Source organism: Schleiferilactobacillus shenzhenensis LY-73, from assembly GCF_000469325.1.
GTDB classification, from domain to species: Bacteria; Bacillota; Bacilli; order Lactobacillales; family Lactobacillaceae; genus Schleiferilactobacillus; species Schleiferilactobacillus shenzhenensis.
The window spans coordinates 72,763-93,619 of the sequence record NZ_KI271587.1 but is presented as its reverse complement, the minus strand read 5'-3'; the positions used below and the strand labels follow the sequence as shown (position 1 = coordinate 93,619).

The 20,857-nt window shown below is 59.3% G+C and carries 19 protein-coding genes and 1 pseudogene; 11 read left to right on the top strand and 9 right to left on the bottom strand.

The genetic code is table 11. The annotated features are described in order from the left end of the window. Nucleotides 1–64 precede the first annotated feature (64 nt). The 4 genes from L248_RS06610 (at nucleotide 65) to L248_RS06595 (ending at nucleotide 2,823) form a co-directional block, all read left to right on the top strand. Complete coding sequence (locus L248_RS06610; RefSeq protein ID WP_022529364.1) at nucleotides 65–424, top strand: DUF956 family protein; 360 nt, start codon at nucleotides 65–67, stop codon at nucleotides 422–424. 150 nt (nucleotides 425–574) lie between these two features. Beyond that, nucleotides 575–1,123: a restriction endonuclease gene (locus tag L248_RS06605; protein WP_022529363.1), complete on the top strand. Its 549-nt coding sequence runs from the start codon at nucleotides 575–577 to the stop codon at nucleotides 1,121–1,123. 45 nt (nucleotides 1,124–1,168) lie between these two features. Next, nucleotides 1,169–1,999: a TIM barrel protein gene (locus L248_RS06600; protein WP_022529362.1), complete on the top strand. Its 831-nt coding sequence runs from the start codon at nucleotides 1,169–1,171 to the stop codon at nucleotides 1,997–1,999. After that, a complete protein-coding gene (locus L248_RS06595; protein WP_040535328.1) occupies nucleotides 1,996–2,823 on the top strand; it encodes an SGNH/GDSL hydrolase family protein in 828 nt (275 codons plus the stop codon). The genes L248_RS06600 and L248_RS06595 overlap by 4 nt, the downstream gene beginning before the upstream one ends. Here the strand turns inward: L248_RS06595 and L248_RS15135 are convergent. Both L248_RS15135 and L248_RS15130 read right to left on the bottom strand, forming a co-directional pair. Continuing rightward, nucleotides 2,813–3,385: a TetR/AcrR family transcriptional regulator gene (locus tag L248_RS15135; protein WP_022529360.1), complete on the bottom strand. Its 573-nt coding sequence runs from the start codon at nucleotides 3,383–3,385 to the stop codon at nucleotides 2,813–2,815. The two genes, L248_RS06595 and L248_RS15135, sit on opposite strands and share 11 nt — an antisense overlap. A gap of 52 nt (nucleotides 3,386–3,437) precedes the next feature. Then, nucleotides 3,438–3,944, bottom strand: coding sequence for a VanZ family protein (locus tag L248_RS15130; RefSeq protein ID WP_051999882.1), 507 nt, complete (start codon nucleotides 3,942–3,944; stop codon nucleotides 3,438–3,440). Between the two features lie 175 nt (nucleotides 3,945–4,119). Between L248_RS15130 and manA the strand changes: the two genes are divergently transcribed. Both manA and L248_RS06570 read left to right on the top strand, forming a co-directional pair. Further along, nucleotides 4,120–5,094 carry a mannose-6-phosphate isomerase, class I gene (gene manA, locus L248_RS06580; RefSeq protein ID WP_040535326.1) on the top strand — a complete coding sequence of 325 codons (975 nt, stop codon included), beginning with the start codon at nucleotides 4,120–4,122 and terminating at the stop codon, nucleotides 5,092–5,094. Nucleotides 5,095–5,682: 588 nt separating this feature from the next. Further along, the gene (locus L248_RS06570; RefSeq protein WP_022529357.1) at nucleotides 5,683–5,958 is read left to right on the top strand and encodes a hypothetical protein; all 276 of its coding nucleotides are present in this window, start codon (nucleotides 5,683–5,685) and stop codon (nucleotides 5,956–5,958) included. A 101-nt stretch (nucleotides 5,959–6,059) separates the two neighbouring features. Here L248_RS06570 and L248_RS06565 read toward each other — a convergent pair whose 3' ends face one another. Further along, nucleotides 6,060–6,992 carry a hypothetical protein gene (locus L248_RS06565; RefSeq protein WP_022529356.1) on the bottom strand — a complete coding sequence of 311 codons (933 nt, stop codon included), beginning with the start codon at nucleotides 6,990–6,992 and terminating at the stop codon, nucleotides 6,060–6,062. Between the two features lie 274 nt (nucleotides 6,993–7,266). Here L248_RS06565 and L248_RS06560 point away from each other — a divergent pair, with 274 nt between their 5' ends. The 4 genes from L248_RS06560 (at nucleotide 7,267) to L248_RS06540 (ending at nucleotide 13,833) form a co-directional block, all read left to right on the top strand. Further along, nucleotides 7,267–8,571 carry a hypothetical protein gene (locus L248_RS06560; protein ID WP_022529355.1) on the top strand — a complete coding sequence of 435 codons (1,305 nt, stop codon included), beginning with the start codon at nucleotides 7,267–7,269 and terminating at the stop codon, nucleotides 8,569–8,571. Between the two features lie 28 nt (nucleotides 8,572–8,599). Next, nucleotides 8,600–11,359, top strand: a complete 2,760-nt coding sequence (locus tag L248_RS06555; RefSeq protein WP_245585278.1) for a transglycosylase domain-containing protein — start codon at nucleotides 8,600–8,602, stop codon at nucleotides 11,357–11,359. Nucleotides 11,360–11,595: 236 nt separating this feature from the next. After that, nucleotides 11,596–12,237: a hypothetical protein gene (locus L248_RS06550; RefSeq protein ID WP_022529353.1), complete on the top strand. Its 642-nt coding sequence runs from the start codon at nucleotides 11,596–11,598 to the stop codon at nucleotides 12,235–12,237. A 489-nt stretch (nucleotides 12,238–12,726) separates the two neighbouring features. Next, nucleotides 12,727–13,833, top strand: a complete 1,107-nt coding sequence (locus tag L248_RS06540; RefSeq protein ID WP_022529352.1) for an SLC13 family permease — start codon at nucleotides 12,727–12,729, stop codon at nucleotides 13,831–13,833. 6 nt (nucleotides 13,834–13,839) lie between these two features. Here L248_RS06540 and L248_RS06535 read toward each other — a convergent pair whose 3' ends face one another. From L248_RS06535 to L248_RS06525, 3 genes are read right to left on the bottom strand one after another with little or no spacing between them, the layout of a single operon-like run. Continuing rightward, nucleotides 13,840–15,126: a ferric reductase-like transmembrane domain-containing protein gene (locus L248_RS06535; protein ID WP_022529351.1), complete on the bottom strand. Its 1,287-nt coding sequence runs from the start codon at nucleotides 15,124–15,126 to the stop codon at nucleotides 13,840–13,842. Then, nucleotides 15,110–15,895 (bottom strand): FAD:protein FMN transferase, encoded by a 786-nt coding sequence (locus L248_RS06530; protein ID WP_022529350.1) that lies wholly within the window; start codon nucleotides 15,893–15,895, stop codon nucleotides 15,110–15,112. Before L248_RS06530 ends, L248_RS06535 begins: the two co-directional genes overlap by 17 nt. Then, nucleotides 15,892–16,374 (bottom strand): FMN-binding protein, encoded by a 483-nt coding sequence (locus L248_RS06525; RefSeq protein ID WP_040535320.1) that lies wholly within the window; start codon nucleotides 16,372–16,374, stop codon nucleotides 15,892–15,894. Before L248_RS06525 ends, L248_RS06530 begins: the two co-directional genes overlap by 4 nt. 164 nt (nucleotides 16,375–16,538) lie before the next feature. Between L248_RS06525 and L248_RS06520 the strand changes: the two genes are divergently transcribed. Beyond that, entirely contained in the window at nucleotides 16,539–16,883 is a 345-nt protein-coding gene (locus tag L248_RS06520) for a hypothetical protein (RefSeq protein WP_022529348.1), read from the top strand. Between the two features lie 53 nt (nucleotides 16,884–16,936). Here L248_RS06520 and L248_RS06515 read toward each other — a convergent pair whose 3' ends face one another. The 3 genes and pseudogenes from L248_RS06515 to gntK form a co-directional block, all read right to left on the bottom strand. Further along, the gene (locus tag L248_RS06515; RefSeq protein WP_483826410.1) at nucleotides 16,937–17,605 is read right to left on the bottom strand and encodes a DUF6198 family protein; all 669 of its coding nucleotides are present in this window, start codon (nucleotides 17,603–17,605) and stop codon (nucleotides 16,937–16,939) included. Between the two features lie 294 nt (nucleotides 17,606–17,899). Continuing rightward, nucleotides 17,900–19,251 (bottom strand): annotated as a pseudogene (locus L248_RS06510) (gluconate:H+ symporter). A gap of 24 nt (nucleotides 19,252–19,275) precedes the next feature. Next, on the bottom strand, nucleotides 19,276–20,841 hold the full coding sequence (gene gntK, locus L248_RS06505) for a gluconokinase (RefSeq protein ID WP_022529344.1): 1,566 nt from the start codon (nucleotides 20,839–20,841) through the stop codon (nucleotides 19,276–19,278). Between the last annotated feature and the right edge of the window lie 16 nt (nucleotides 20,842–20,857).

The window sequence follows — 20,857 nt, the reverse complement described above, 5'->3', positions numbered from 1 at the left end:
CGGCCCTGCCGGCTGGTGGCGGCACCGTTGTCAGGAGACTGGCAGCGAGAAAGGAGCGGTCCCTATGGATCAACCGCTAAATCAAGAAATCGAATTGACCGTGCGCGCCCGCACCAACATGACGGGCAAGTATCGGGCAGGGATGCTGGCGTTGGGTAATGCTGGCATCGAATTTATCACCCGGGCCGCTCACGCCAAGAATTTTACCTGGCTGCCCTGGGCCCAGATCCAGTATGTCTGGATTGAGACGTTCTTCGGCGGCCGGATGACCAAGGGCTTTCAAGTGACCACTGTGGACGGCAGCCAGTGGGACTTTACCGTGAGTCACAGCCAAGCAGTGCTGGATTACATGGCTCGGCACTTGACCAGTCGTCAACTGTTGCAGGACGGCCGCACGTGGCGGCCAACAAATACCGCTGAATAAGACAATACACAATGGGTCGTCGCCAGTCTGGGCGGCGGCTTTTTTCGTGGGCGCCTTTCTGTTAAAAGTACGCCCTGGGGCCGATTGCGAAGACCTGGCCCGCGCCCGTACAATGAGGATAATGACACCTTCGGAAAGGAGACCGGGTCCATGCGCCGCATTGGCATCATCATCAGTGTTCTCCTGGCGGCCGCGCTAGTCGGCTACCGGGTCTTCGTGCGGCCGAGTCTGCCGCTGTTCACCGCCCAGCAGTACGATCCTTACTTCTTGGGCGCTGTTGGGCTGCTGGTGCTGGGCTGGGGTATCGTGCTGGTGCACTTCCTGCTCCGCTTCAGCGGCGGGTTGGCGCGCATTGACCGGATGGACGGTATCGCCTTCGAAGAGTATACGGCCCAGCTGCTGGTCCACCTCGGCTTCACTGACGTCAAGGTGACGCCGGCCAGCCGGGACCAGGGTGTGGACATTATCGCCCGCGCAGACAACGAGAGCTTCGGCATCCAGTGCAAGCGGTACAACCACGATGTGGACAATAGCGCCGTTCAGCAGGTCTTCACCGGCTGCGCCTTCTACCATCTGGACCATCCTGTGGTGATCTCGAATTCATACTATACCGCGAGCGCTAAGGAACTGGCTGCCGGCGTCGGCGTGCGCCTGATCGACCGGGATGAGCTGGCAGAAATGCTCAGCGATGCCAAGTGACCGCAGCCACTGGAGCCCTGACACAGTAATCGCTACAATATAGGTATGATGACACAGACAGAATTTCCTTACCTTGGCCTCAAGGCCAGCACGGATCCAGATCAGATCGCCGAACGGCTGCGCTGCCAGCCGCAGGTTTTTGAGTTCTTTACCACCCCGGCGGACGTGACCCCAGCCGGGGTGGCTCATCTGCGGGCGATGATTGCCTGGGTCCAGCAGACCACTCGGCGGATCGTCATCCACCACCCGATGAGCTGGCACGGCGGTCACGTAGAAATCGCCAGTGACGACGCCGCTTTGCAAGCCTTCGTGGAAGCCAGCACGACGGCCCTATTACAGGTGGCCCGGGACACGGATACCCAGCTCTTGCTGCATGGGTCCTATAATGAACCCGCCGCGCGGATTCAGGCAGAATTTGGCAGCGTGGCGGCCGGCCGGGCGGCCGTTCTCGCCCAGCTGGACCATTGGCGGGACGTGGGCGGTGACCGCATCATGTTCGAGAACTCCATCTCGCCCACATTTCCGTACACGGACCCCGCGTTCAACGCGGTACTGCTGGCCCATCACTACCGCTTGGCCTACGATACGAGTCACACGTTCATTGCTGCCCACGGCAGTAATGACGTGCTCGCTGCGTCGTTGCGTCAGCTGGCCCCGGCCGTTGTCCACTATCACTTGGTGGATTCCCAGGGCCTGCGCCACGACAGCTTGCCGCTGGGGCAGGGCAAGATTGAATGGGCCCGCGTCTGGCCGCTGTTGAATCCCCAGGCCACGAACATTTATGAGATCACCTTGGCCGACCAGCTGGACAGTACGGCCCAACGGGAGAGCCACGCGTACTTAGAACGCATCAAGCAGAAAGCGGCCCGGTCATGAGACGCCGCCCGCAGCCGCAGCACCACGCCGCCCGGTTCTTTCTCGGGGCCGCCGCGGTGTTATTTGTGTTGGCCGGCGTGATCGGGCTGGGCAGCCTGCTCCATACTCACGCGGCGGAGTGGGGACTGACCGCCCCGGCAGCCACTGCCTCGACTGCGCGGCAGAAGAAACGGGCGCCATTGGCCGACAAGCCGGCGGCCAAACGCTGGTCCGACTTTTCTGCCCGGCGGCCCTTCGTCTATACGGCCCTGGGGGACAGCTTAGCCGCGGGCTACTTCGCCACGGCCAGCAGCAGGGGGTATGTGGCCCAAGTCGCCCAGCAGGTCAAGACCCAGCAGCACGTGCCGGTGACTGTCCACAACTTCAGCGAAAACGGCGGCAGCATCAACACGGTGGCGTTCCCCCAATTGACGGAAATCTATAATACTCAGCCGGACTTGGTGACGATCGAATTCGGAACGAACGAGTCGGTGTACGACGATCCGCCCCATTCTGCGACGCCGGCGAAGTTCGAGAAGAATCTGCGGAAGCTGATCAGCGACTTGCGGGCCAACACCCACGCCCGCATCGTGCTTCTGACGACGTGGAATCAGCCTCGCTCGCTGACCTACGATGCCCGTATTCAGGCGGTGGCCAAGGCGGACCATCTGCCGGTGGCCAACCTCCAGCCGATTTGGCAGCAGGCACAACAAAACGGCGCCCTTTCTGTCAAAGGCGCCGCGTCATTCTTAGGTTATGGGGACGGCTTCCACCCCAGCGATACGGGGCACACCCTCATCGCTCGGGCGGTTTACCAGCAGGTCAAGCCGCTCTTCACGCCTTGACCGGCAGCAGGGCGCGCATCTTGCCGGCGGCTTCCTTCAGGTCGAAGCCGCCGTTGGTCGATGCCCACTCGCTGATCAGGCCCAGCAGGTCATGGACGTAATTCTGGTACAAGTCTTCACCGGGCATGTCCACGGTCCACAGCCCCTGGTCCTTGCCTTGGGTGAACAGCGTGTGCAGCGCGGCCAGGTAGTTGACCAGGTAGCCGCCCTCTTGGAGCAGTTTCAAGTCGCTGGCCTGGGTGAGGTACAGCACCAGCAGCCGCTTGAGCAGGTCCGGCCCCAGGGTGACGGTCGCGTTGACCGCGATGTCCGTGAGGGTCTTGATCTTGCCGGTGAGCGGCGCCGGGCCGGCTAAGATCTGGTCCAGCAGCACATTCGAGTTCAGCAGCAAGTTGTTATAGTAGTCCAACAAGATGTCGTCCTTACTCTTGAAGTAGTGATAGAACGACCCCTTGGTGACGTTGAACGACCCGGAGATGTCGTTCACCGACACGTTGTCGAAGCCCTTCTTGCGGAACATATCCAGCGCACGGCCGGCCAGTTCGGCTCGGGTAACTTTCATTGCCAATGTCCTCCTTTAATTGAGAAAAGAAACTCCGTACCACGGTATGCCATCATTGTACCCGGAATCGCTCCCATAGTCCACGCAAGAGACTTCCCAACAGGGTACCGGTGACGTTGGTGATGATATCGTTGGCGTCGGCCCAGCGGTTGAGCTGGACGGTCAGGCCGGCCAGGAACTGACCGCCCTCAATGAGGACGGTCAGCGCTAGACCGGCGAGGAAGATCTGCGACCAGCGCCAGTGATACAGCTGGCGCAGAAGCCAACCGAAGGGGACCGTCATCAGAATGTTGAGCCAGAAATCCGGGGTGAACGCCCCGCGGAAGGGGATCGGGTTGGTGGGGGCCGTCCCCACCATGATCGGCTGCATCCCGCTCCACGCCCCATGGTGGGTGGCAAACGGCGTGAAGCACAGGGGAATGAGCAGGAGCAGGTAGCTCCACAGGGCAAATTGAGCCAACTTTTGCGACCAGGTCGCTGCTTGCCGCCAGGGCCGCACCCGCAGCAAACTGCCCAGCCACAGCAGCAGTAAGAGACTTGCCGGTATCCATTTGACCATCACGGCCGCCTCCTTTTGCGTTTATTATACCGTGGTTTCGCCGCCGCCTGACCTCAACCCGCAAAACTTGGTATATCGTTAACCAACGACTTCTCGGCCCAATCCCCGGAATCGCCGGTTTCTGGCGATTCATCTTGGTATAATGAAAGGGAAACTACTATTGGAGGCAGTGTCCATGGCAATCGAACCATTATTTCTGCACCCGTATTTCCAACCCAAGATCTGGGGCGGACGCAAGCTGGCCAGCGAATTCGGCTATAAGATCCCCGACGGCAAGATTGGGGAATGCTGGGCCATCTCAGCCCATCCCCACGGTCCCAGCCGGGTGATCAACGGACCCTTGGCCGGCTTGGCGCTGGATGACGCGTATAAGCTGCACCCGGAATACTTCGGCGATCCCAGTGAGAAAGTCTTCCCGCTGCTGACGAAGATCCTGGATGCGGAAGCGAGCCTTTCTGTCCAAGTCCACCCGGACGATGCCTACGCTGAGGAACACGAGCACGAGCTGGGCAAGACGGAGTGCTGGTACGTGATCCAAGCCGACCCGGGCTCTTACCTCATCTACGGGCACCACGCCCAGACCCGCCAGGAGCTGGCGGACATGATCCACGCCGGCGAGTGGGACAAGCTGCTGCGCAAGGTGCCGGTCAAGACCGGCGACTTCATCTTCGTCCCCAGCGGTACCATCCACGCCTTGAATAAGGGCATCATGGTCCTGGAGACCCAGCAGTCCAGCGATACCACATACCGGCTCTACGATTACGACCGGGTGGACGCGAAGACCGGCAAGAAGCGCGATCTGCACCTGCAGCAGTCCATCGACGTGACCAACGTGCCGCACCACGACCCCAAGCTCGACATTCAGACCGAACAGCGCGGGGCGTCCACCTTCACCACCTACGTCCAGCCGCCCATCTCCCCGTTCTTCAGCGTCTGGCAGTGGCGGATCAAGGATAAGCAGGCACTGCACCACGTCAGTGCCCCCTACACCCTGGTCTCTGTGCTGGCCGGCGACGGCACCTTGACCGCTGACGGCGACCCGTACGAACTGCACAAGGGGATGCACTTCATCATCCCAGCCCAGATCAAGGACTGGACCGTGGACGGCGACATGCAGATCATTGCGTCAGAACCAGGACAGCAAGAATAGTCTGACATTTTGAGAAAACTGGCAAGAGCCGTTAAGGCTTGCGCCAGCTTTTTATTTCTCCCGGAAAAAGAAGGAAGGGGGGGACCGTGGCGTGTAAAGAGCTGAGAAGCACCGATCAAAATGAGCCGTGCACATTTGTCAATCATCATATTGACATTTGGGGGGGCAAGATTAGACTGGCCTTATCTCAGCGCGAGAGCACTTTTTCCACATACGTGCATCTCGCCGAAAACGCAGGTGAGCGCCATGCCCCAGCCAACGACCAGTAAGCGCCAGTTCTATCGGTACTTGTTCCACGATGCGAAAAGATGGCTCTTCTTGAGCATCGTGTTTTGTGCGCTCATGGCACTGGACGGCATTGTTTCCCCGGCGTTTGTGGGGCAGTTGACGAACGCTGTCACCGCAGGGCCGGTTTGCGGCCGTCCCGCAAATCGAAATCGAACATGCTGCGACGGCACGGTATGCCGCCCAATTCGATAAAATCTATCGGGTTGCCGACAGAACCTTCCGCCAAGTACAATCGCTGGCCGAGTAATTCCGCCAGAACGGCACATTGCTTATTCCCTACTGTAAAGGAGGAGCACCACCATGTCCCTGCTCAAAGATCTCATCCAAGGGCATCCCTCGCAGCGCTTTTCGAGAAATGCCTACCGCACCACCTTCACCTGCGCAGTCATCGGCGCCGCCATCATGCTATATCGCCTCACTGTCAGCGACCGCCAACTGGTTCAATCCCCGCACATCTTCGCCACGCCCCAGGATGGTCAACTTTACTTAGGGATGGACGGCGTCCTGCTCATTCTGTTCCTGGTCAGTGCCGGCGTGATTGCCTACCACCTGCACCGCCTCAAACACAAAAAGTAAGGTATCGGGCAGACAAAAAGGGCGTCAATATCGCAATTGACTGCCCCATTGTGCGCGGCGCTCACTGCTCCCGCTCCCGATAAGCGGCGCTTTCCCGCTTATCATCCGTTTCGCTGGTTGCCTGGATTTTGGTCCCCGACCCGTAATTGTGTGAATTTACTCTTGTTCCGATCGAACACGAGGGTGAGCGGCTGCCGCTTGCCCTCTTTTTTGACCACCAGGGTGAAGCGGGTCACTCGCGGCGCGTCGGTGACGACGTAACTGGTAATGGCGGAATTGTTGAACTTGCCGTTGCTCCGGCGCAGGTACATCTGCAAGCCGGCAGCGCTGGCGTCGTCCAGCCCGAGCTGGCGGGCGATGCCGACGAAGAGGGACCGATCGTTGATTTTCTCGTAGAGGTCGGCCCGCCCCAGCCCGTTCTTGATCTGGGTCAGAAAGTTGACAGCCGTCGCGTTCCCCGGCGTCCCCAGCCCCACCTTGGGGACGATGAATTGCGGCTGAACGGTCCCCTGGAAGCGGCCGGCGAAGTATGACGAGAGCAGCTGATCGCCCCGGTAGTAGATGCGGTAGCGGTACGACCAGATGGCGGGCGTGTCCTGATACCGGTTCGCGCTCAGATACAAGAAACTGCCCTGAGTGTCGCGGCCATAGCCCAGCATCGTTAAGTCGCTAATATATTGGTAAGGCTTGTCGTTGACCCACTTTTTCAAGCGCTTTGCTTCGGTGGGAGAAAGGAAAGTCGTATAGTTTTGGTCCGCGACCGAGAAACGCTGCTGAGCCACGGTAAAAGCGGCCACGGCGGCATTCCGACGCTTGCTGTCGTTCCCGTCCAGGTCGACGCCCTTGACCGTTTCCTGCGCCGCCGCGGCATCGGGGCTGACCACCAGGTTGAATGGGATCGTCTGCTTCGTCAGCCACGTGGACAAGCCGTTGGCGATTTCCGTCCGGCGGACAAAGCCAAACACCCCGATGACGATCAACACGATCAGTACAATACTCCAGCGTAAAATCCGCCGTTTCGCTTTCTTACTCATCCGGCCGTTCCTTCCCCCACAATTTCTTTCTCTAGCTTAACTGATTGGCCGGGGGAGCGCAAAAACTGCGGTCGTTCTCGGCGACCGCCCGCCTTTCTTCTATACATCAATCACGGCAAAAAACGGTCACAATGTCAACCGCACAAGCATCTGCCCAGCCAGACCGCGGCACAACTAACCGGCCCTGATCCCGGGATGATTCGCCCGCCCCTGGCGAATCATCCCTTGTCTCGGTACAATAGGAACAGATTGTAACGCAGAAAGGACGATTGGGGTGGCCCAGGGGGCGCGGCGTTCGCCGCAGTATCAGCGTGCCAAACGGATTATGCTGGTCATTGCGAGTTTAGTGATGGCCCTCTTTGTGGTCGCTTTGATGGGCTGGTGGTTCTTGAACCACCACTTCAGCAGCACGGTGGAAGCCCAGTACACCAATCTGGAACAGCGGGCGCTGAAGACGGACGTCGCGCCCAGTGACCGACGGCAGCTGGCCGGTACCCGGGCGACCTGGCAATGGGCCTTCACGGACCGCAGCCAAACCCTTTGGCAGCATTTTGCCACGGATTACGCCCGCCGCCAAGACCGGGCGAAGCAGGTGGCGGCGCTGTACGACGGTCAAGGCGATTACCGGGATAGCGTGACGGCGGCCGGCTTGAGCAAGCTGGACCAGACGCTGCTCCAAGAGAAGAATCAGACCGTTTACCAAGACCAGAAGAACAAGCTGGACACGGTCCAGGTCTGGTTCCAGCAGACCACGGACGCCAACACGTTTATCCAGAAGATCTACGGGGATTACCAAGCCACGAAGACCGCCCCCACACTTCAGCAGATTGCCCAGACCAAGGCGTATTACAGCCTGATCCGTAACCGCACCGTGGCGAACCGCTGGCGCCAGCCGGTGAAGGACTTGGATGCCGCCTTCGAGAAGAACACCTCGGAGACCAACGCCGCCCAGTCGGCCGCGGAGCAAAAAGCCCTGGACGCCTTGAAGAACGCCCCGCTGACCCAGGGCTATACCCCCGCTCAGGTGACCATCACCCAGGGCGGGTCCACGGTGGCCGGGAACAGCGGCAGCGATTATGACGCCATTTTGAGCAACGCCGGCATCACGGCCAGCCGGGTCCTGCTGGTGGACCAGGCGACCCAAGCGGCCCGTTTCCTCACCCGGACCAGCGGCCACTATTCCGCCGACGGCAACACCATCACGCTGGACAGCCTCAGCTTGAGCGGCGGGCAGTACAGCGTCAGCGCCACCATCGACGGCGGCCAGGGCGCTGTCGTCACCGACCCCAGCGCCAGCGACTTCGGCACGTACTACGCCCAGACCAGTGCCGCCCCCAGCACCAGTCCCGTCGCCGACACCGCCAACAGCAACGACACCAGCGACTTCAACGCCGCCACCCCGGTTTTCTGGCTGCGCAACAACACCGACCTCCAGACCAGCATCCTGCTCAAGGGCCGGACCACCATCGGCTTCATTGCCGCTGGCGCGAGCACTCTGAGCAACATGATCAGTACCAGTGCCGGTTACAATACCATTGCCAACCAGATCACCCCCAGCACCGTCGTTTACGTTTACTGAGTTGAAGGAAGAAAGGAGAAAACTGCCCGTGGATGAGCAACAGCCCGGGGTATTATCCCGCACCGCCCGCCGCCAAGCCGCTGAAGCCGCGCGCCGGCACCATCACGGGCACCAGCCGCATAAGAAGCACCGCGGCTGGAAGATCTTTCTCCTGGTCCTGCTCACCCTGCTGGTCCTGGCGGGGACAGCGGCGGGCGTGGCCTGGGCCAAGTACGGCGGCCAGGCCAAGCAGGCCATTACCGACGGCTACACCATTGCCGCTACCGTGAAACGGGCGGACTTTTCGCCTAAACAGCCCACCGTGGTCAAGGACAAAAATGGTCAGGTCATTCGGACGCTGTCGCCGAACCAGCCCATCTACTTGAAGTATGCCCAAATCAATCCGGGGATCACCAAGGGACTGGTGGCGGTGGAAGACCGCCGGTTCTATGAACACCACGGAGTCGATCCTTACGCCGTAGTCCGCTCACTGGTCAGCGTGCTGCGCCGGCGCCAGGTCCAAGGCGGCTCTACGCTCACCCAGCAATTGGTGAAGAACGATATTCTCAAGGACCAGAGCCAGACCCCCATGCGCAAGGTGCGGGAGATGGTCATCGCCCAGGAACTGGAGAAAAAATTCAGCAAGCACGATATCCTGGAATTCTATCTGAACGACACGTACTTCGGCCATGGCCAATACGGCATCGGCAGCGCCGCCAAGTATTACTTCAACACGGACCAAAGCAAGCTGACACTGAACCAGATTGCGCTGCTGGTGGGGATTCCCAACAACCCGACGCTGTACGACCCGTTGAATAATCCCACCGGGGCGCGCAACCGGCGCAATACGGTGCTCTACGTCTGGCAGCAGCAGGGCCTGATTGGTAGCAAGGTCTTCGCTCGGGAGTCGGCCAAGCCGCTGGGGCTGAACGTAACGAACACCAATACCAATAGCAACATCACGGACAATTATGCCGTGTCGTATGCCTTGACCAATGCCACCGAGGCGTTGATGTCGGCCAACGGCTTCACGTTCCAGTATGCCTTCAAAGATACGAAGGCGCAGCAGAACTATAACGCGCAATATAATCGGCTCTATCAGCAGGACTATGCCCAATTATTGAACGGCGGCTACGTGATCAATACCACCATCGATATGGGTATCCAGCAGAAGATTGAGCAGCTCGCCAGTCAAACTTATGCGCCGTACACGGCCAAGGACAGCCAGGGCCGCCTGCAGCCGCAAGTGGCCAGCACTGTGGTCGACAACCAGACGGGGGATGTGCTGGCCATCATCGGCGGCCGCTCTCCCCAGAACGACCAGGTCAACCGGGCGCTCAGTGCCCGGCCCTTCGGTTCCACGGCCAAGCCGATCGTGGCCTACGCCGAAGCCTTCAGCCGGGGGTATACGCCGATGAGTACGATGGTCGATAAGCCCGTCACTAACGTCAATGGGCAGCCGTTGCAGAACTATTACGCTGGTTACCATGGTAGTATGACCCTGCGCCACGCCCTGGAAGATTCCGTCAACACGGTCGCCTTCCAACTGGCCGCCCAGGATACGCAGAAGTCTTATTATGAAAAGCTCGGTCAGATGCAGTTCTCCGCCATCACGCCGAGCGACCTGGCCAATGGTCCGGCCATGGCCCTGGGCAGCTTCCGCACCAATACCACTGAGATGGCCGGCGCCTACAGTACGTTCTCCCGCAGCGGCCAGTTCATCGCCCCCAGCAACCTGACCACCCTGTACGACAGTTACAACCGGCGGACGGTGTTCCAGAACGGCCACGAGAAAAAGAACGTCTTTTCTGCCAATGCCAGTTACATGATGATCAACACGATGCAGGGCGTCTTGAAGAATGGTCTGGGCAAGGCGGCGGCGCTGAACAATTACCCGTACACCGCCGGCAAGACCGGGACCACCGATAACTACCACGACATCAGCTTCGTCGGTCTGACCCCGCGCTTCACCATCGCGAATTGGACGGGCTATGATTCCAATAATTCGGGTAATAACGGAGAACTCACCGAAAGTATGCAGATGCTGCCGATGGCCCTGTTCAAAGCGGAGGGGCAGTACCTGGTCTCGGCGCTGAAGGAGACCAAGACGGACTTCCCGATGCCCAGCACGATCCGCAAGGTGGGGAATAATAATCTGGAAGCCTTGCCGGAGAAGCAGAAGAAGACCGCCAATGACGTCATCACGGCCGACCTCAGCCAGCTCGCCAGCGAGCGCAAGCAGGCCAATGCTGACCGCTTGACCAACCTGGATTATCGGCTCATCTACCACCTGTCGAAGAAAGAAGAAGACAAGCGGGAGAAAGTTGTGCGCACGGCTATTGCCGACTTCAACGACCAGGGCGAGCTGCCCAGTCTGAAGAAGTACGACACCTGGCTCAAGCAGATCCAAGATATTCGTTATAAGAATCAAAAAGTGCGCCGGCAAAGTGCCAAGCGCAGTTTCGACGACCAGCTGAATCACCTGGTGCGGGATCTGAATTACCAGCAGGCCCTGCTGCAAGAAGAAGAAAGCAACGCTAAACTGGCGAAGTATAACCAGCAGAAAGCAGCCATCGAAAGCGAGCGGGACAAGGAGCGCCAGGCCAAGCTGGCGGAACTGCAGAGCCAATACGACACGCAGCTGGCCGCCACCCGCCAAGCCTATGAGACCAACGCCAGCGACAAGGAGACCCAGCGGCAGAAGCTCATCAGCATCATGAACGAGATTCGGTCTTACGGCGGCAGTGCGCCGGACGTGACGCTGAACGTACCCAGCGACAACAGTGCGAGCAGCAGTACCAGGCGGTAGTTCATCACAGCAGTCAACAAGTCTTCACAAAAAGATCTTAAAGTGTTCAACAAAACAGTGAAGGACTCATCGCTCCCCGGTGTAGAAGGATGAAAAATGAATTTTTTGTGAATTCTATATATATTTGAAAGAATGGAGTAAAGCACATTCGGCTCTGAGGGTTGACTGTAAGAATGTAAACATATATTCTTTGTGTGTTGGAACCTCGGTACTTGCATATTAAGGAGTGTCTACTTATGAAGCTTATCAAAAGTATGATTGCCACTTCTGCCACAGCATTGATTATTGGTACAATTGCACCAACAATTGCGGCAGCGGACACTGCAACTGAGCAGCAGGCTACAACCGAAAACGTAAAAGGCGGTAGTAAAGCGGTAGCTCTCACACCGCAACAGAAAACTATCATCGACAACGCACCCGTGTTGTCAGATGCCCGCAAACAACAAATGCAATATGGAGAATCTAAGACTGGCGAATTTAGTGGTTCCACCTATAGCTATGATTGGCAGTTTGAACGGAACTATTATGACGGGCGTGCAACAGCTCGGGAAGCGGCAGTGGCAGGTGACATTCTGTCAATTGCCGGCCTTGGCGTTACAGGCCTTTCAATCGTTGTCAAAGCCGCTAAGATCAAGGCTGCACTGGGCATCGCCGGAGTAGTTTTAACAGGTGCAAGTGGTGCAGCGGCCATTCATGACCTGGTTAGTGATGGCTATGTCTCACCCTACTATGTTATGAGAAAGAGGTATGTCGCTCCGGCTGGAAACGGAAAGGTGTATATCGAGGACGATTACTATATGTATGAAGACTCCAGCTATACAAAATTGGCATACGCAGTGAAGAGCAGTATCCCCCAACAAACAGTGTCTATCGGATAGACCCATAAATTTGAGGTGATATCATGCATTCAAAAAAAGCCATGTTAGTAGTAATCTATTTGACGTTACTCTTGGCCGCACTCTTGGTCCTTTTTGGCGACCTGGCCGGCATGCCGAGAATTGTGCACGATTGGTGTGCGATTATCATTTCTATATGTGCGGTAGTGACTTTCATCTGGGCAATGTTGAAACCGCGACATTGAGTTCGGTTCTCGCACAAACGAGAGGAACTGGGATAACCTCCCACTCCTGGCGCACTCAGTACTAATCCAGAACCTTGGTGTGACGTGCAGGAGAAGGGGGTTATTTCGTTCCTTTTTTTACTCAGATTATAGTTGTAACCATTTATAGATTCCTGTTACAAGCGAGCATTTACCCTACCTTGTACCCCCGCCCAAAAAGGTGCAAAATGGAAACGTTCGGTTTTTACTTGCACGGGCGGTCTGGTTTGGGACCCGCACGCGTTATCTGGGTTGAGAGAGGTTTGCCATGGCTGTTTGGAAAAGGATCGCCAGCGACCGGGTCTTGCAGATCACCACGGTGATCGCGGGCCTGAGCCTGCTTTTGGCGCGGCCGCGCTTAGCGGATATTCACTTCGCCACCCTGTGGTCGGTGCTGGGGATGCTCACGCTGATTCAGATCTTTGAGTACCTGCACGTATTGGACGTGGCCGCGTACCATTTGACCAGCCACGCGCCGGATGCCCGGCGGCTGACGTGGATGTTCATGCTGCTGGCGTTTGGGTCTGGCATGTTTTTGACCAACGATATCACCGTGCTGACCCTGGTGCCGCTGTACCTGCGGATTGCCCGCAAGCACCAGCTGCCCCAGATCCTGCCGGTGTCGCTGATCGGCATGACGGCCAACCTGGGCAGTGCGGTGACGCCCTTCGGCAATCCCCATAACATCTTTCTGGTCTCCCACTTCACGGTGGCTCCCAGCACGTTCTTCCGCTGGTCACTGCCGCTGGCGGTGTGCAGCATCCTCTTTCTCTTCGCTTTGAGCTTCTTCGTCGAACCCCGGCCAGTGCCGACCATCAGCATCGCCAACGTGCAGATTGCGCCGCGGCCGTTCATTGTTGCCTTGGGCGTCGCGCTGCTCATCTTCTTGGGCGTGTTCAAAATTATCCCGCCGTATGTGGGAACCTGCGTGGCGATCATCGTCGCCCTGGGGGTGGCGCCCCGCATCATGGCGAATGTGGACTACGCCTTGGTGCTCACCTTCGTGCTGTTCTTCGTCGTCGTCAGCAACATCTCCCAGGTGAGCGTGATTTCTGACACGTTAAAGGCGCTGGAAGGCGACCATCTGTCGGTCTACTTCAGCGCTTTGGGGGTCAGTCAATTCATCAGCAACGTGCCGGCGACGATCCTGCTGGCCCGCTTCACCGGCCATGCCCAAGCCTTGATTTACGGTGCCAATCTGGGCGGCTTAGGCAGCCTGGTGGCCTCCATGGCCAACCTGTTGACGTTCAAGCAGTATTGTGCTGAGGGCAGCGCCAGTCCGCGGCGATTCTTCGCCGGGTTTGCCGCGCTCAACGGCATCGGTCTGGTGGTCATGGGAGCGGTGGGCTGGTTCCTGCTTACCCTAACTGCTTAGTCCTGTTTACCAAGTGAAGGCCTCATAGTAGATCTGCCCGCGGCCGATGCCTTGCTGGGTCAATACCTTGATCCAGTGGCGGGCCATCACAGCCGGACCGCCGATGAGGACGGCCACATCGTGCAGGTCGGCGGGCAGCCGGCTGAGCACATCGTCGTCCGAGAAGCGTCCGACCCGCCGATACACGGTGAGGGCCGGGCGCTTTTCCCATGCCGTGAATTGGTCCGGATAGAGCATACTGGCCACCGTGCTGGCGTTATAGAAGACCGTTGTCGGCACCGCTGGGGCAGGGGGCGCCGCCAGCAGCGACAGCAGCGGCACCACCCCGGTCCCGCCGGCGATCATCACCACGTGGGCCGGCCGTTGTTCTTGCAGAAAGGCGTGGTAGCGGCCGTACCCGCCCTGCACCTGGACGGCCTGGGGGACCGGTACGGCGGCCAGTAAGCGAGTGAAGTCCCCGTCACCGCGAATGGCCAGCCGAATGCGGTGTCCGTCGGCCTGGGGGTCATTGGCCAGCGAGAACGGATGCGGTTCGCTCAAGCCGACCAATTCGGGAAAGCTGAGAAAGATGAAATCCCCCGGATACAAATCCAGGCCGCGCGGACGGCGGGGCAGCCGAATCGTTAATTCTTGCAAGTTCGGCGCCAAGGGGACATTCGCTACCAACTCGCCCGCGGCCCTGGGCCCTAGCTTGGCCCAGAGGTAGCTGCCGGCCACCAGGACTGATGCCCCTAAGAACCAGGCCATGAAGGGTATGATCGCCCGGATGTACGAAATCAGCAGAACGTGGATGAATACCAGGACCGTGGCGACCAGATTGAGCCGGTGCACCCAGACGTTGAATTCATGGTGGAACACCTTTTCTAACCAGGTCTTGAGCTGGGCCAGGGGCGGGATCCGGCTGGTCAGCCAGCTGGCGAGAAAAATCAGGGAATAGAGCATCACCGCCAGGAAGAGGTTGAATGCCCAGTCGCCGGTGGTCTTGGTCCAGCCCTCGGAGGTCGTGCCCGTCTTGTGCAGGTAAGCCAAGGCGATGGCCGCGATGCTGACCAACCCATGGATCATATACATCTCGGGCAGGCCAATGAGCCGGTCAAGCCAGCGAGGCCGGGTGCTCAGGTAGATGGCGGCGAGCATCCAGGCATAGGCGATGGTGCCGTAAAGAATGGCTTGGCGCTGGTCGTTATAGATGGCGGGCAGGCCGGTGCTCACCGTCTGAAGGAAGGGCAGAGGCACGAGGAAGAGCACCGTCAGCCAGGCCAGGCCGAGGGCGAAGTTATGCCGTTTGAGCATTGGCCAGCACCCCCTTTGCGAATGGCTGCACGCGGTGGGCGGCGGTGACGAACAGCCCGGTCAGCTGGGCCTGGGCAATATGGTCAAGCAGCCGCACCTGCCCGCCCGCCAAGCCGGCGGTGGCCCAAACATCGGCGGCGGTCAGGTTCGGGGCCAGAATCGTCACCTGGGCCAAGTCCGCCGGGCCGCGGCGCAGGATGTGCTCGCCCCGCTTGCTGGTCCCCGACGTGGCGACGGCGCCGGTAGCGACGGTATAGGCAGCAATCAGCCGCTGGGGGTCGGCCGGATCCTCGATGCCCACGTGCCACTGGAAGGTGCTTCCCGGCCGTGTCGCCAGCTGCATGTCGCCGCCGCCGTTGACTCCCACCGCCACGACGGCCGGGTCGTTCAGCAAGGGGGTGAGAAAGGCTCGGGTGACCTGGGCCACTGCCCAGCCCTTCACGTAGCCGGTGGGATCAAAGGGACCGTTGAAGAACGGGTCGAAATCGCCTTGCGTGGTCTCGGTGGCCGCCAGCACCGCCGCGTAGATCTGCTGAAATTCTGGATCATTCAACAGAATACTTTGGTCACCAGCCTGGTACCGGCGCACCAGCGAGTCTGACCGGAAGGGCGAATAGGCGCGATCGATCCGTGCCAGCTCAGCGGCCACTTGGGCGGCGGCCGGGCCGAGCAGTGCTTCACCGGCGGCCCGGTCGGTAACGGCTAGACTCACGATGAAAGGCACGTTCATCTGGTGAATCAGGCGGTGAAGCAAGACCGGTGCAGTCATTGGGTCGTCCTCCCTTCCTGGGCCAAGGTCACCGCGTTTTGCAGGGATTCCTGGAAGCCGTCGCTGGTCTCGGTCGCCCCGGAAACTTGCTGGATGGCTCCGCTTTGGGCCTTCAACGCCTCTTCTTTTAGAACGGGCAGTGCCTGGGCATTGATCTGCTCTGAACGCCGCTCTTCATTGGGATACGCCAGCACGTTGACCGTGCTGATTTGCCCAGACTTGACGACAATCTGCAATTGGACCGCCCCATGGGGCGTGTCCACTGATTTGCCGGTATAAGTACCGTCTTTCAGGCCTGCAGTTTTCGTCGTGGCCGTTGTGTTACCGGTCGTGCCAGAATCACCCGTTGTGTTATTTTTAGTTGCACTCGCCGCCGGCGCAGCGGTCTCGCTTTTCTTGAAGAATACCAGATACGTATCAATGATCATGGCCAGAGCCACAGCAACCGTCAGGAGCAAACCCACGATTTTCCGATACATCGCGTCCACCTCCATTGAAGTGCTTTCAGTATACTGGAGAATTGCGAATTATTTGTTATTTTTGCTCGTCTGAATGATGACCGCGGCGACCGCGGTACGGTTGCACTGCTCGGCCAAAACCAGTACCCTGAAGACATGCTGAATGGAAGAAAGGACCCTCACCCATGACGATTCAAACCACCGTGATTACCACCGACAAAACCAAGCTGACCGCTGACTTGGGTATGTACTTAGAAAAAACCTTCCCCGGGAAACAGTTCTCCCGCACGACGGACCGCTACGAAGGTGTCGCCGAGCGCCTCACCGCCAGCGGCGTCCAGGACGAACTGGCTGAGATCATCGGCTACTACCCGGAAGCCAGTGCCGTTGAACTGAAGGCCACCCATGTCAGTGAGACCAATGATGTCACATTGACCCTGACCGTGGTGTACCCCGATGTGCAGGGACCGCGGACGGAGACGATTCAGGTGCCGCTGCGGGTGGCCGAGCTGGCGGCGGACGCGGAATAACTTGAAAAGTAAAGAAAGACCAGTCCTGACGTTTGGAAAACGTTGGGACTGGTCTATTTTCTGCCCGCCGGCTGAATCTTGAAGTTGTGCTTCAGACGGGGCCAAATGTGGGTATCGGACCAGGCGATGATGACACCGTTGAAGAGCATGGAGAAGACGGTGGCGACGTTGATGCCCAAAAGCTTACCGGAGAACGCCCAGGTGATAATAATCGCGATGATCGGCGGGATGAAGTCTACCAGCTGGGAAGCGGTGGCGTTGCCGTGGAGGTACCGGAAGCGGAGGATGTTGCTCGTATCGTCGTTGGGGTGCATGATCAAGTTCGCCCGCTGATAGAGGGAGATGGCGATGCCAAAGGTGACCACCCCGAAGCACGACACGAACGCACGCGCCAGCACGGGCCAGCTGCCCACACCCAGCGCCGTGAACAGCCAGGTGAAGATGTTGACGAAATAGCCGTAGAGGAAGGCATAGGCCACTTCGGCGACAAAACGGGGCAGGTCGACGCGGTGAATCAGAAACTGGTTGGTCAGGGCACTGAGAATACCGCTGACAAACAGAATGATGCCAATATTCCACCCTTGCCAGGCATTCAGATTGATCGCTGCCGCCGTCCAAATCCCACTGCCCATCGCGCCCACGATACATAGACCCTGGCCCATCGCGTTCAGTAACAGCCCCACAATCAGGCCGGTCCAGCGCTCCGGTAATGTATTAACGATAATGGCCGCCTTCCTTTCTCTTTCGGTCTCTATTATCTCGGTCGAAGAGATAACTGGCAAGTGATATATCAGATGATATAAAAACAAAAGCTAGGACCGCACTCACTGTCTGCGCACGATTCGGCGGGGCTGATCAGTGAAGTTGGTCCTAGCCTTGTTTTCTTTTTTGTTCTGCACGGGTCTTGACAGCTAAGGATAGATGGTAATGTGGGATGGTTCGCGTGAGAGACAAGTTTAGCGGCTTATCCCGGCCCCCAAGCCAGGCAGTCCCCGCCACGCCTTTCTCACGGCAAACTACACCACCAAACTCAACAACAGCACGCCGCCCAGCCCCACCACCGAAATAATGGTCTCCAACAACGTCCACGTCAGCAGCGTCTGCTTGATGGTCAGGTCGAAGTACTCCCGGAACATCCAGAACCCCGCATCGTTCACGTGGCTGGCCGCCAGGGAGCCCGCGCCGATGGCCAGGACCATTAACGCCGGATTGACCCCGGCACTCTGCATCAGCGGCAGCACCAGGCCGGAAGCGGTCATCGCTGCGACGGTGGCACTGCCCAGGGCGACGCGCAGCACGACGGCGATGAGCCAGCCCAGGATCAGCGGCGAGATGTTGCTGCCCATGAACAAATTCTTCACGGAATCGCCGACGCCGCCGTCGATCAGCACCTGCTTGAACGCGCCGCCCCCGCCGATGACCAGCAGGAGCATGGCGATGGACTTCACGGCCTCTTCCAGCGTGCTCATGATGTCCTTCGACGCAATGTGCCGGTGCCAGCCCATCGCCCACATGGCGAAGAGCAGCGAGATGAGCATCGCAATACTGGGCGAGCCGATGAAGCTGATGATGTTATCCAGCGTCCCCGGGGACTTCGGCGCCCGGCCGCCGTGGACGATCATCTGGTAGACCGTGGCGATGGCCATGAGAATCACGGGGAATAGGGAAGTCAGCGTGGACAGCCCGAAGCTGGGCGTCTGGTTCAGGGTGAATTCTTTTTGCGGACCCAGGGCAGAAAGGTTCCCCGGCGTGCGAACGCATCCGGGACGATTTTCTTGGCGAACCGAGAAAAGAGCGGGCCGGCGATGTAGACCGCTGGGATGGCCACCAGGATACCGTAGGCCAGGACCGTCCCGGCGGGCGCGCCCAGAGCGGTGGCGATGGCGGTTGGTGCCGGGTGGGGCGGCAGGAAGCCGTGGGTCACGGAGAGGGCGGCGGCCATGGGGATACCCAGCGTGAGGATCGGCACGCCGGCTTCAGCCGCAATGGCGAAGATGATCGGGATCAACAGGACAATGCCGACTTCGAAGAAGAGGGCAATCCCGATGATGAAGGACGCCAACACCACGGCGATTTGGATACGTTTCTTACCAAACGCATTGATCAGCGTGTGGGCAATGCGGTAAGCGCCGCCGGCGTCGGCCACCAAGCGGCCGAGCATGGCGCCGAAGCCGAAGACCAGGGCCAGTTCGCCCAGCTGGGCGCCGATCCCATTTTGAATACTGGTGGCGATCTTCGCCGGCGGCATACCGAGGCCCAGGGCGACGGCCACGGCGGTGATGATCAGCGCCACGTAGGTGTTCATCTTGAATTTGATGATCAATAGGAGCAACAGGGCGATGCCGATGACGAGCACGATTAAGTCCATTTCTACTCACTCCTTGTTGAACGCCTAGTCCTCCGGCGCGATCCGGGCCGTGGGGTCCGGGTGGCGGCGCTGGAAGTCGGCGATGGCGGTGTATTCGGTAGACAGTTCCCGGGTCAGCCGGATCCAAATCGGCAGCAGTTCGCGGTAGATTGGGAAGACGCTGGGATCCGGGTGGTGGGTGTTGGTGACGCCCACCATATCCTTGACGGCGCTGAGGTCGTCGATCAGGCCCAGGCGCTTCATGGCAATGACGACGGCCCCCAGGGCGGAGCTTTCGAAACTCTCGGGGATGTTCACGTCCTGCTCGAAGATGTCGGCCAGCATCTGGCGCCACAACGCGCTGCGGGCGAAGCCGCCGGTGGCCTGGATGGCCTGGGGCTTGCCGGTAATGCCTTCAATCATCAGCATTACCATGTAAAGATTGTAGACGATGCCTTCCAGGGTGGCCCGGACCATGTGGGCGCGGGTGTGCTGGCGGGTGAGGCCGAAGAAGCTGCCCCGGGCGTTAGCGTCCCAGATGGGCGCCCGTTCCCCGCCCAGGTAGGGGTGGAACAGGAGGCCATCGGCACCGGCGGGGATCTTGCTGGCAATCGTGGTGAGCAATTCATAGGAATCGACATCCATCTGTTCCGCCGTGAGTTTCTCCGGGGCAAAGAGCTGGTCCCGCACCCAGCGGAAGACGATGCCGCCGTTGTTCACGGGGCCGCCCACGACCCAGCGGCCGGGGGCCAGGTAGTAAGTGAACAGCCGGCCCTGGGGATCGACCACGGGCTTATCGGTGACCACCCGGACGGCGCCGGACGTGCCGATGGTGACGGCGAGGACGCCGGGATCGATCGCGTTGACGCCCAAGTTGCTGAGGGTGCCGTCGCTGGCACCGATGATGAATGGTACGGACGAATCGATTCCGATGACGTCGGCGTAGGCGGGGTTCAGGCCGGTGAGCTGGTAATCGGTATCGACTAACTCAGGCAGCTGGTCCCGGGTAACCTGGGCGACGGCTAAGGCCTGATCGTCCCAATCCATGGTGTGGATGTTGAACAGGCCGGTGGCGTTGGCCAGGGAATAGTCCTGAACGTAGCGGCCGAAGAGGCGGTGCAGGATATAGTCTTTGATTCCGATGACATGGGCCGTCTGCCGCATCAAGTCGGGGTGTTCCGCATTCAGCCAGCGCAGCTTGACCAACGGGGACATGGGGTGGGTGGGCACGCCGGTGTTTTTGAACAGCTGCATACCTAGACCACTGTCTTTCAACTCTGTTGCATATTGAGCCGCCCGGTTATCGGCCCAGGTGATGACCCGCGTCAGGGGGGTATTGTCTTGGCCCATCAAGATTAGGCTGTGCATGGCGGCAGAGAAAGAAACCCCAGCCAGTTCCCCGGGCTTCAGGTGCGCCCGGCGCATCACGGCGGTCAGGCCGGCAATGGTGGCGTCGAAGATTTCTTCCGGGTCCTCCTCAGCCATATCCGGCGTATCTTGATAGAGCGGATAGGGGGTGTTGGCACTGGCGACGACTTGGCCGCGGGTGTCAAAAAGAACGACTTTCGTACTGGTGGTGCCGAGGTCGACACCGATGAGGTAGTTTGTCATAACGCGGTCCTTTCTG

Coding starts and splice junctions, on each gene's coding strand:
- manA (WP_040535326.1), top strand. CDS start 4,120: ATGGCAATCGAACCATTATTTCTGCACCCGTATTTCCAACCCAAGATC.
- L248_RS06605 (WP_022529363.1), top strand. CDS start 575: ATGCGCCGCATTGGCATCATCATCAGTGTTCTCCTGGCGGCCGCGCTA.
- L248_RS06550 (WP_022529353.1), top strand. CDS start 11,596: ATGAAGCTTATCAAAAGTATGATTGCCACTTCTGCCACAGCATTGATT.
- L248_RS06520 (WP_022529348.1), top strand. CDS start 16,539: ATGACGATTCAAACCACCGTGATTACCACCGACAAAACCAAGCTGACC.
- L248_RS06570 (WP_022529357.1), top strand. CDS start 5,683: ATGTCCCTGCTCAAAGATCTCATCCAAGGGCATCCCTCGCAGCGCTTT.
- L248_RS15130 (WP_051999882.1), bottom strand. CDS start 3,944: ATGGTCAAATGGATACCGGCAAGTCTCTTACTGCTGCTGTGGCTGGGC.
- L248_RS06525 (WP_040535320.1), bottom strand. CDS start 16,374: ATGTATCGGAAAATCGTGGGTTTGCTCCTGACGGTTGCTGTGGCTCTG.
- L248_RS06595 (WP_040535328.1), top strand. CDS start 1,996: ATGAGACGCCGCCCGCAGCCGCAGCACCACGCCGCCCGGTTCTTTCTC.
- L248_RS06540 (WP_022529352.1), top strand. CDS start 12,727: ATGGCTGTTTGGAAAAGGATCGCCAGCGACCGGGTCTTGCAGATCACC.
- L248_RS15135 (WP_022529360.1), bottom strand. CDS start 3,385: ATGAAAGTTACCCGAGCCGAACTGGCCGGCCGTGCGCTGGATATGTTC.
- L248_RS06535 (WP_022529351.1), bottom strand. CDS start 15,126: ATGCTCAAACGGCATAACTTCGCCCTCGGCCTGGCCTGGCTGACGGTG.
- L248_RS06565 (WP_022529356.1), bottom strand. CDS start 6,992: ATGAGTAAGAAAGCGAAACGGCGGATTTTACGCTGGAGTATTGTACTG.
- L248_RS06610 (WP_022529364.1), top strand. CDS start 65: ATGGATCAACCGCTAAATCAAGAAATCGAATTGACCGTGCGCGCCCGC.
- L248_RS06600 (WP_022529362.1), top strand. CDS start 1,169: ATGATGACACAGACAGAATTTCCTTACCTTGGCCTCAAGGCCAGCACG.
- L248_RS06530 (WP_022529350.1), bottom strand. CDS start 15,895: ATGACTGCACCGGTCTTGCTTCACCGCCTGATTCACCAGATGAACGTG.
- gntK (WP_022529344.1), bottom strand. CDS start 20,841: ATGACAAACTACCTCATCGGTGTCGACCTCGGCACCACCAGTACGAAA.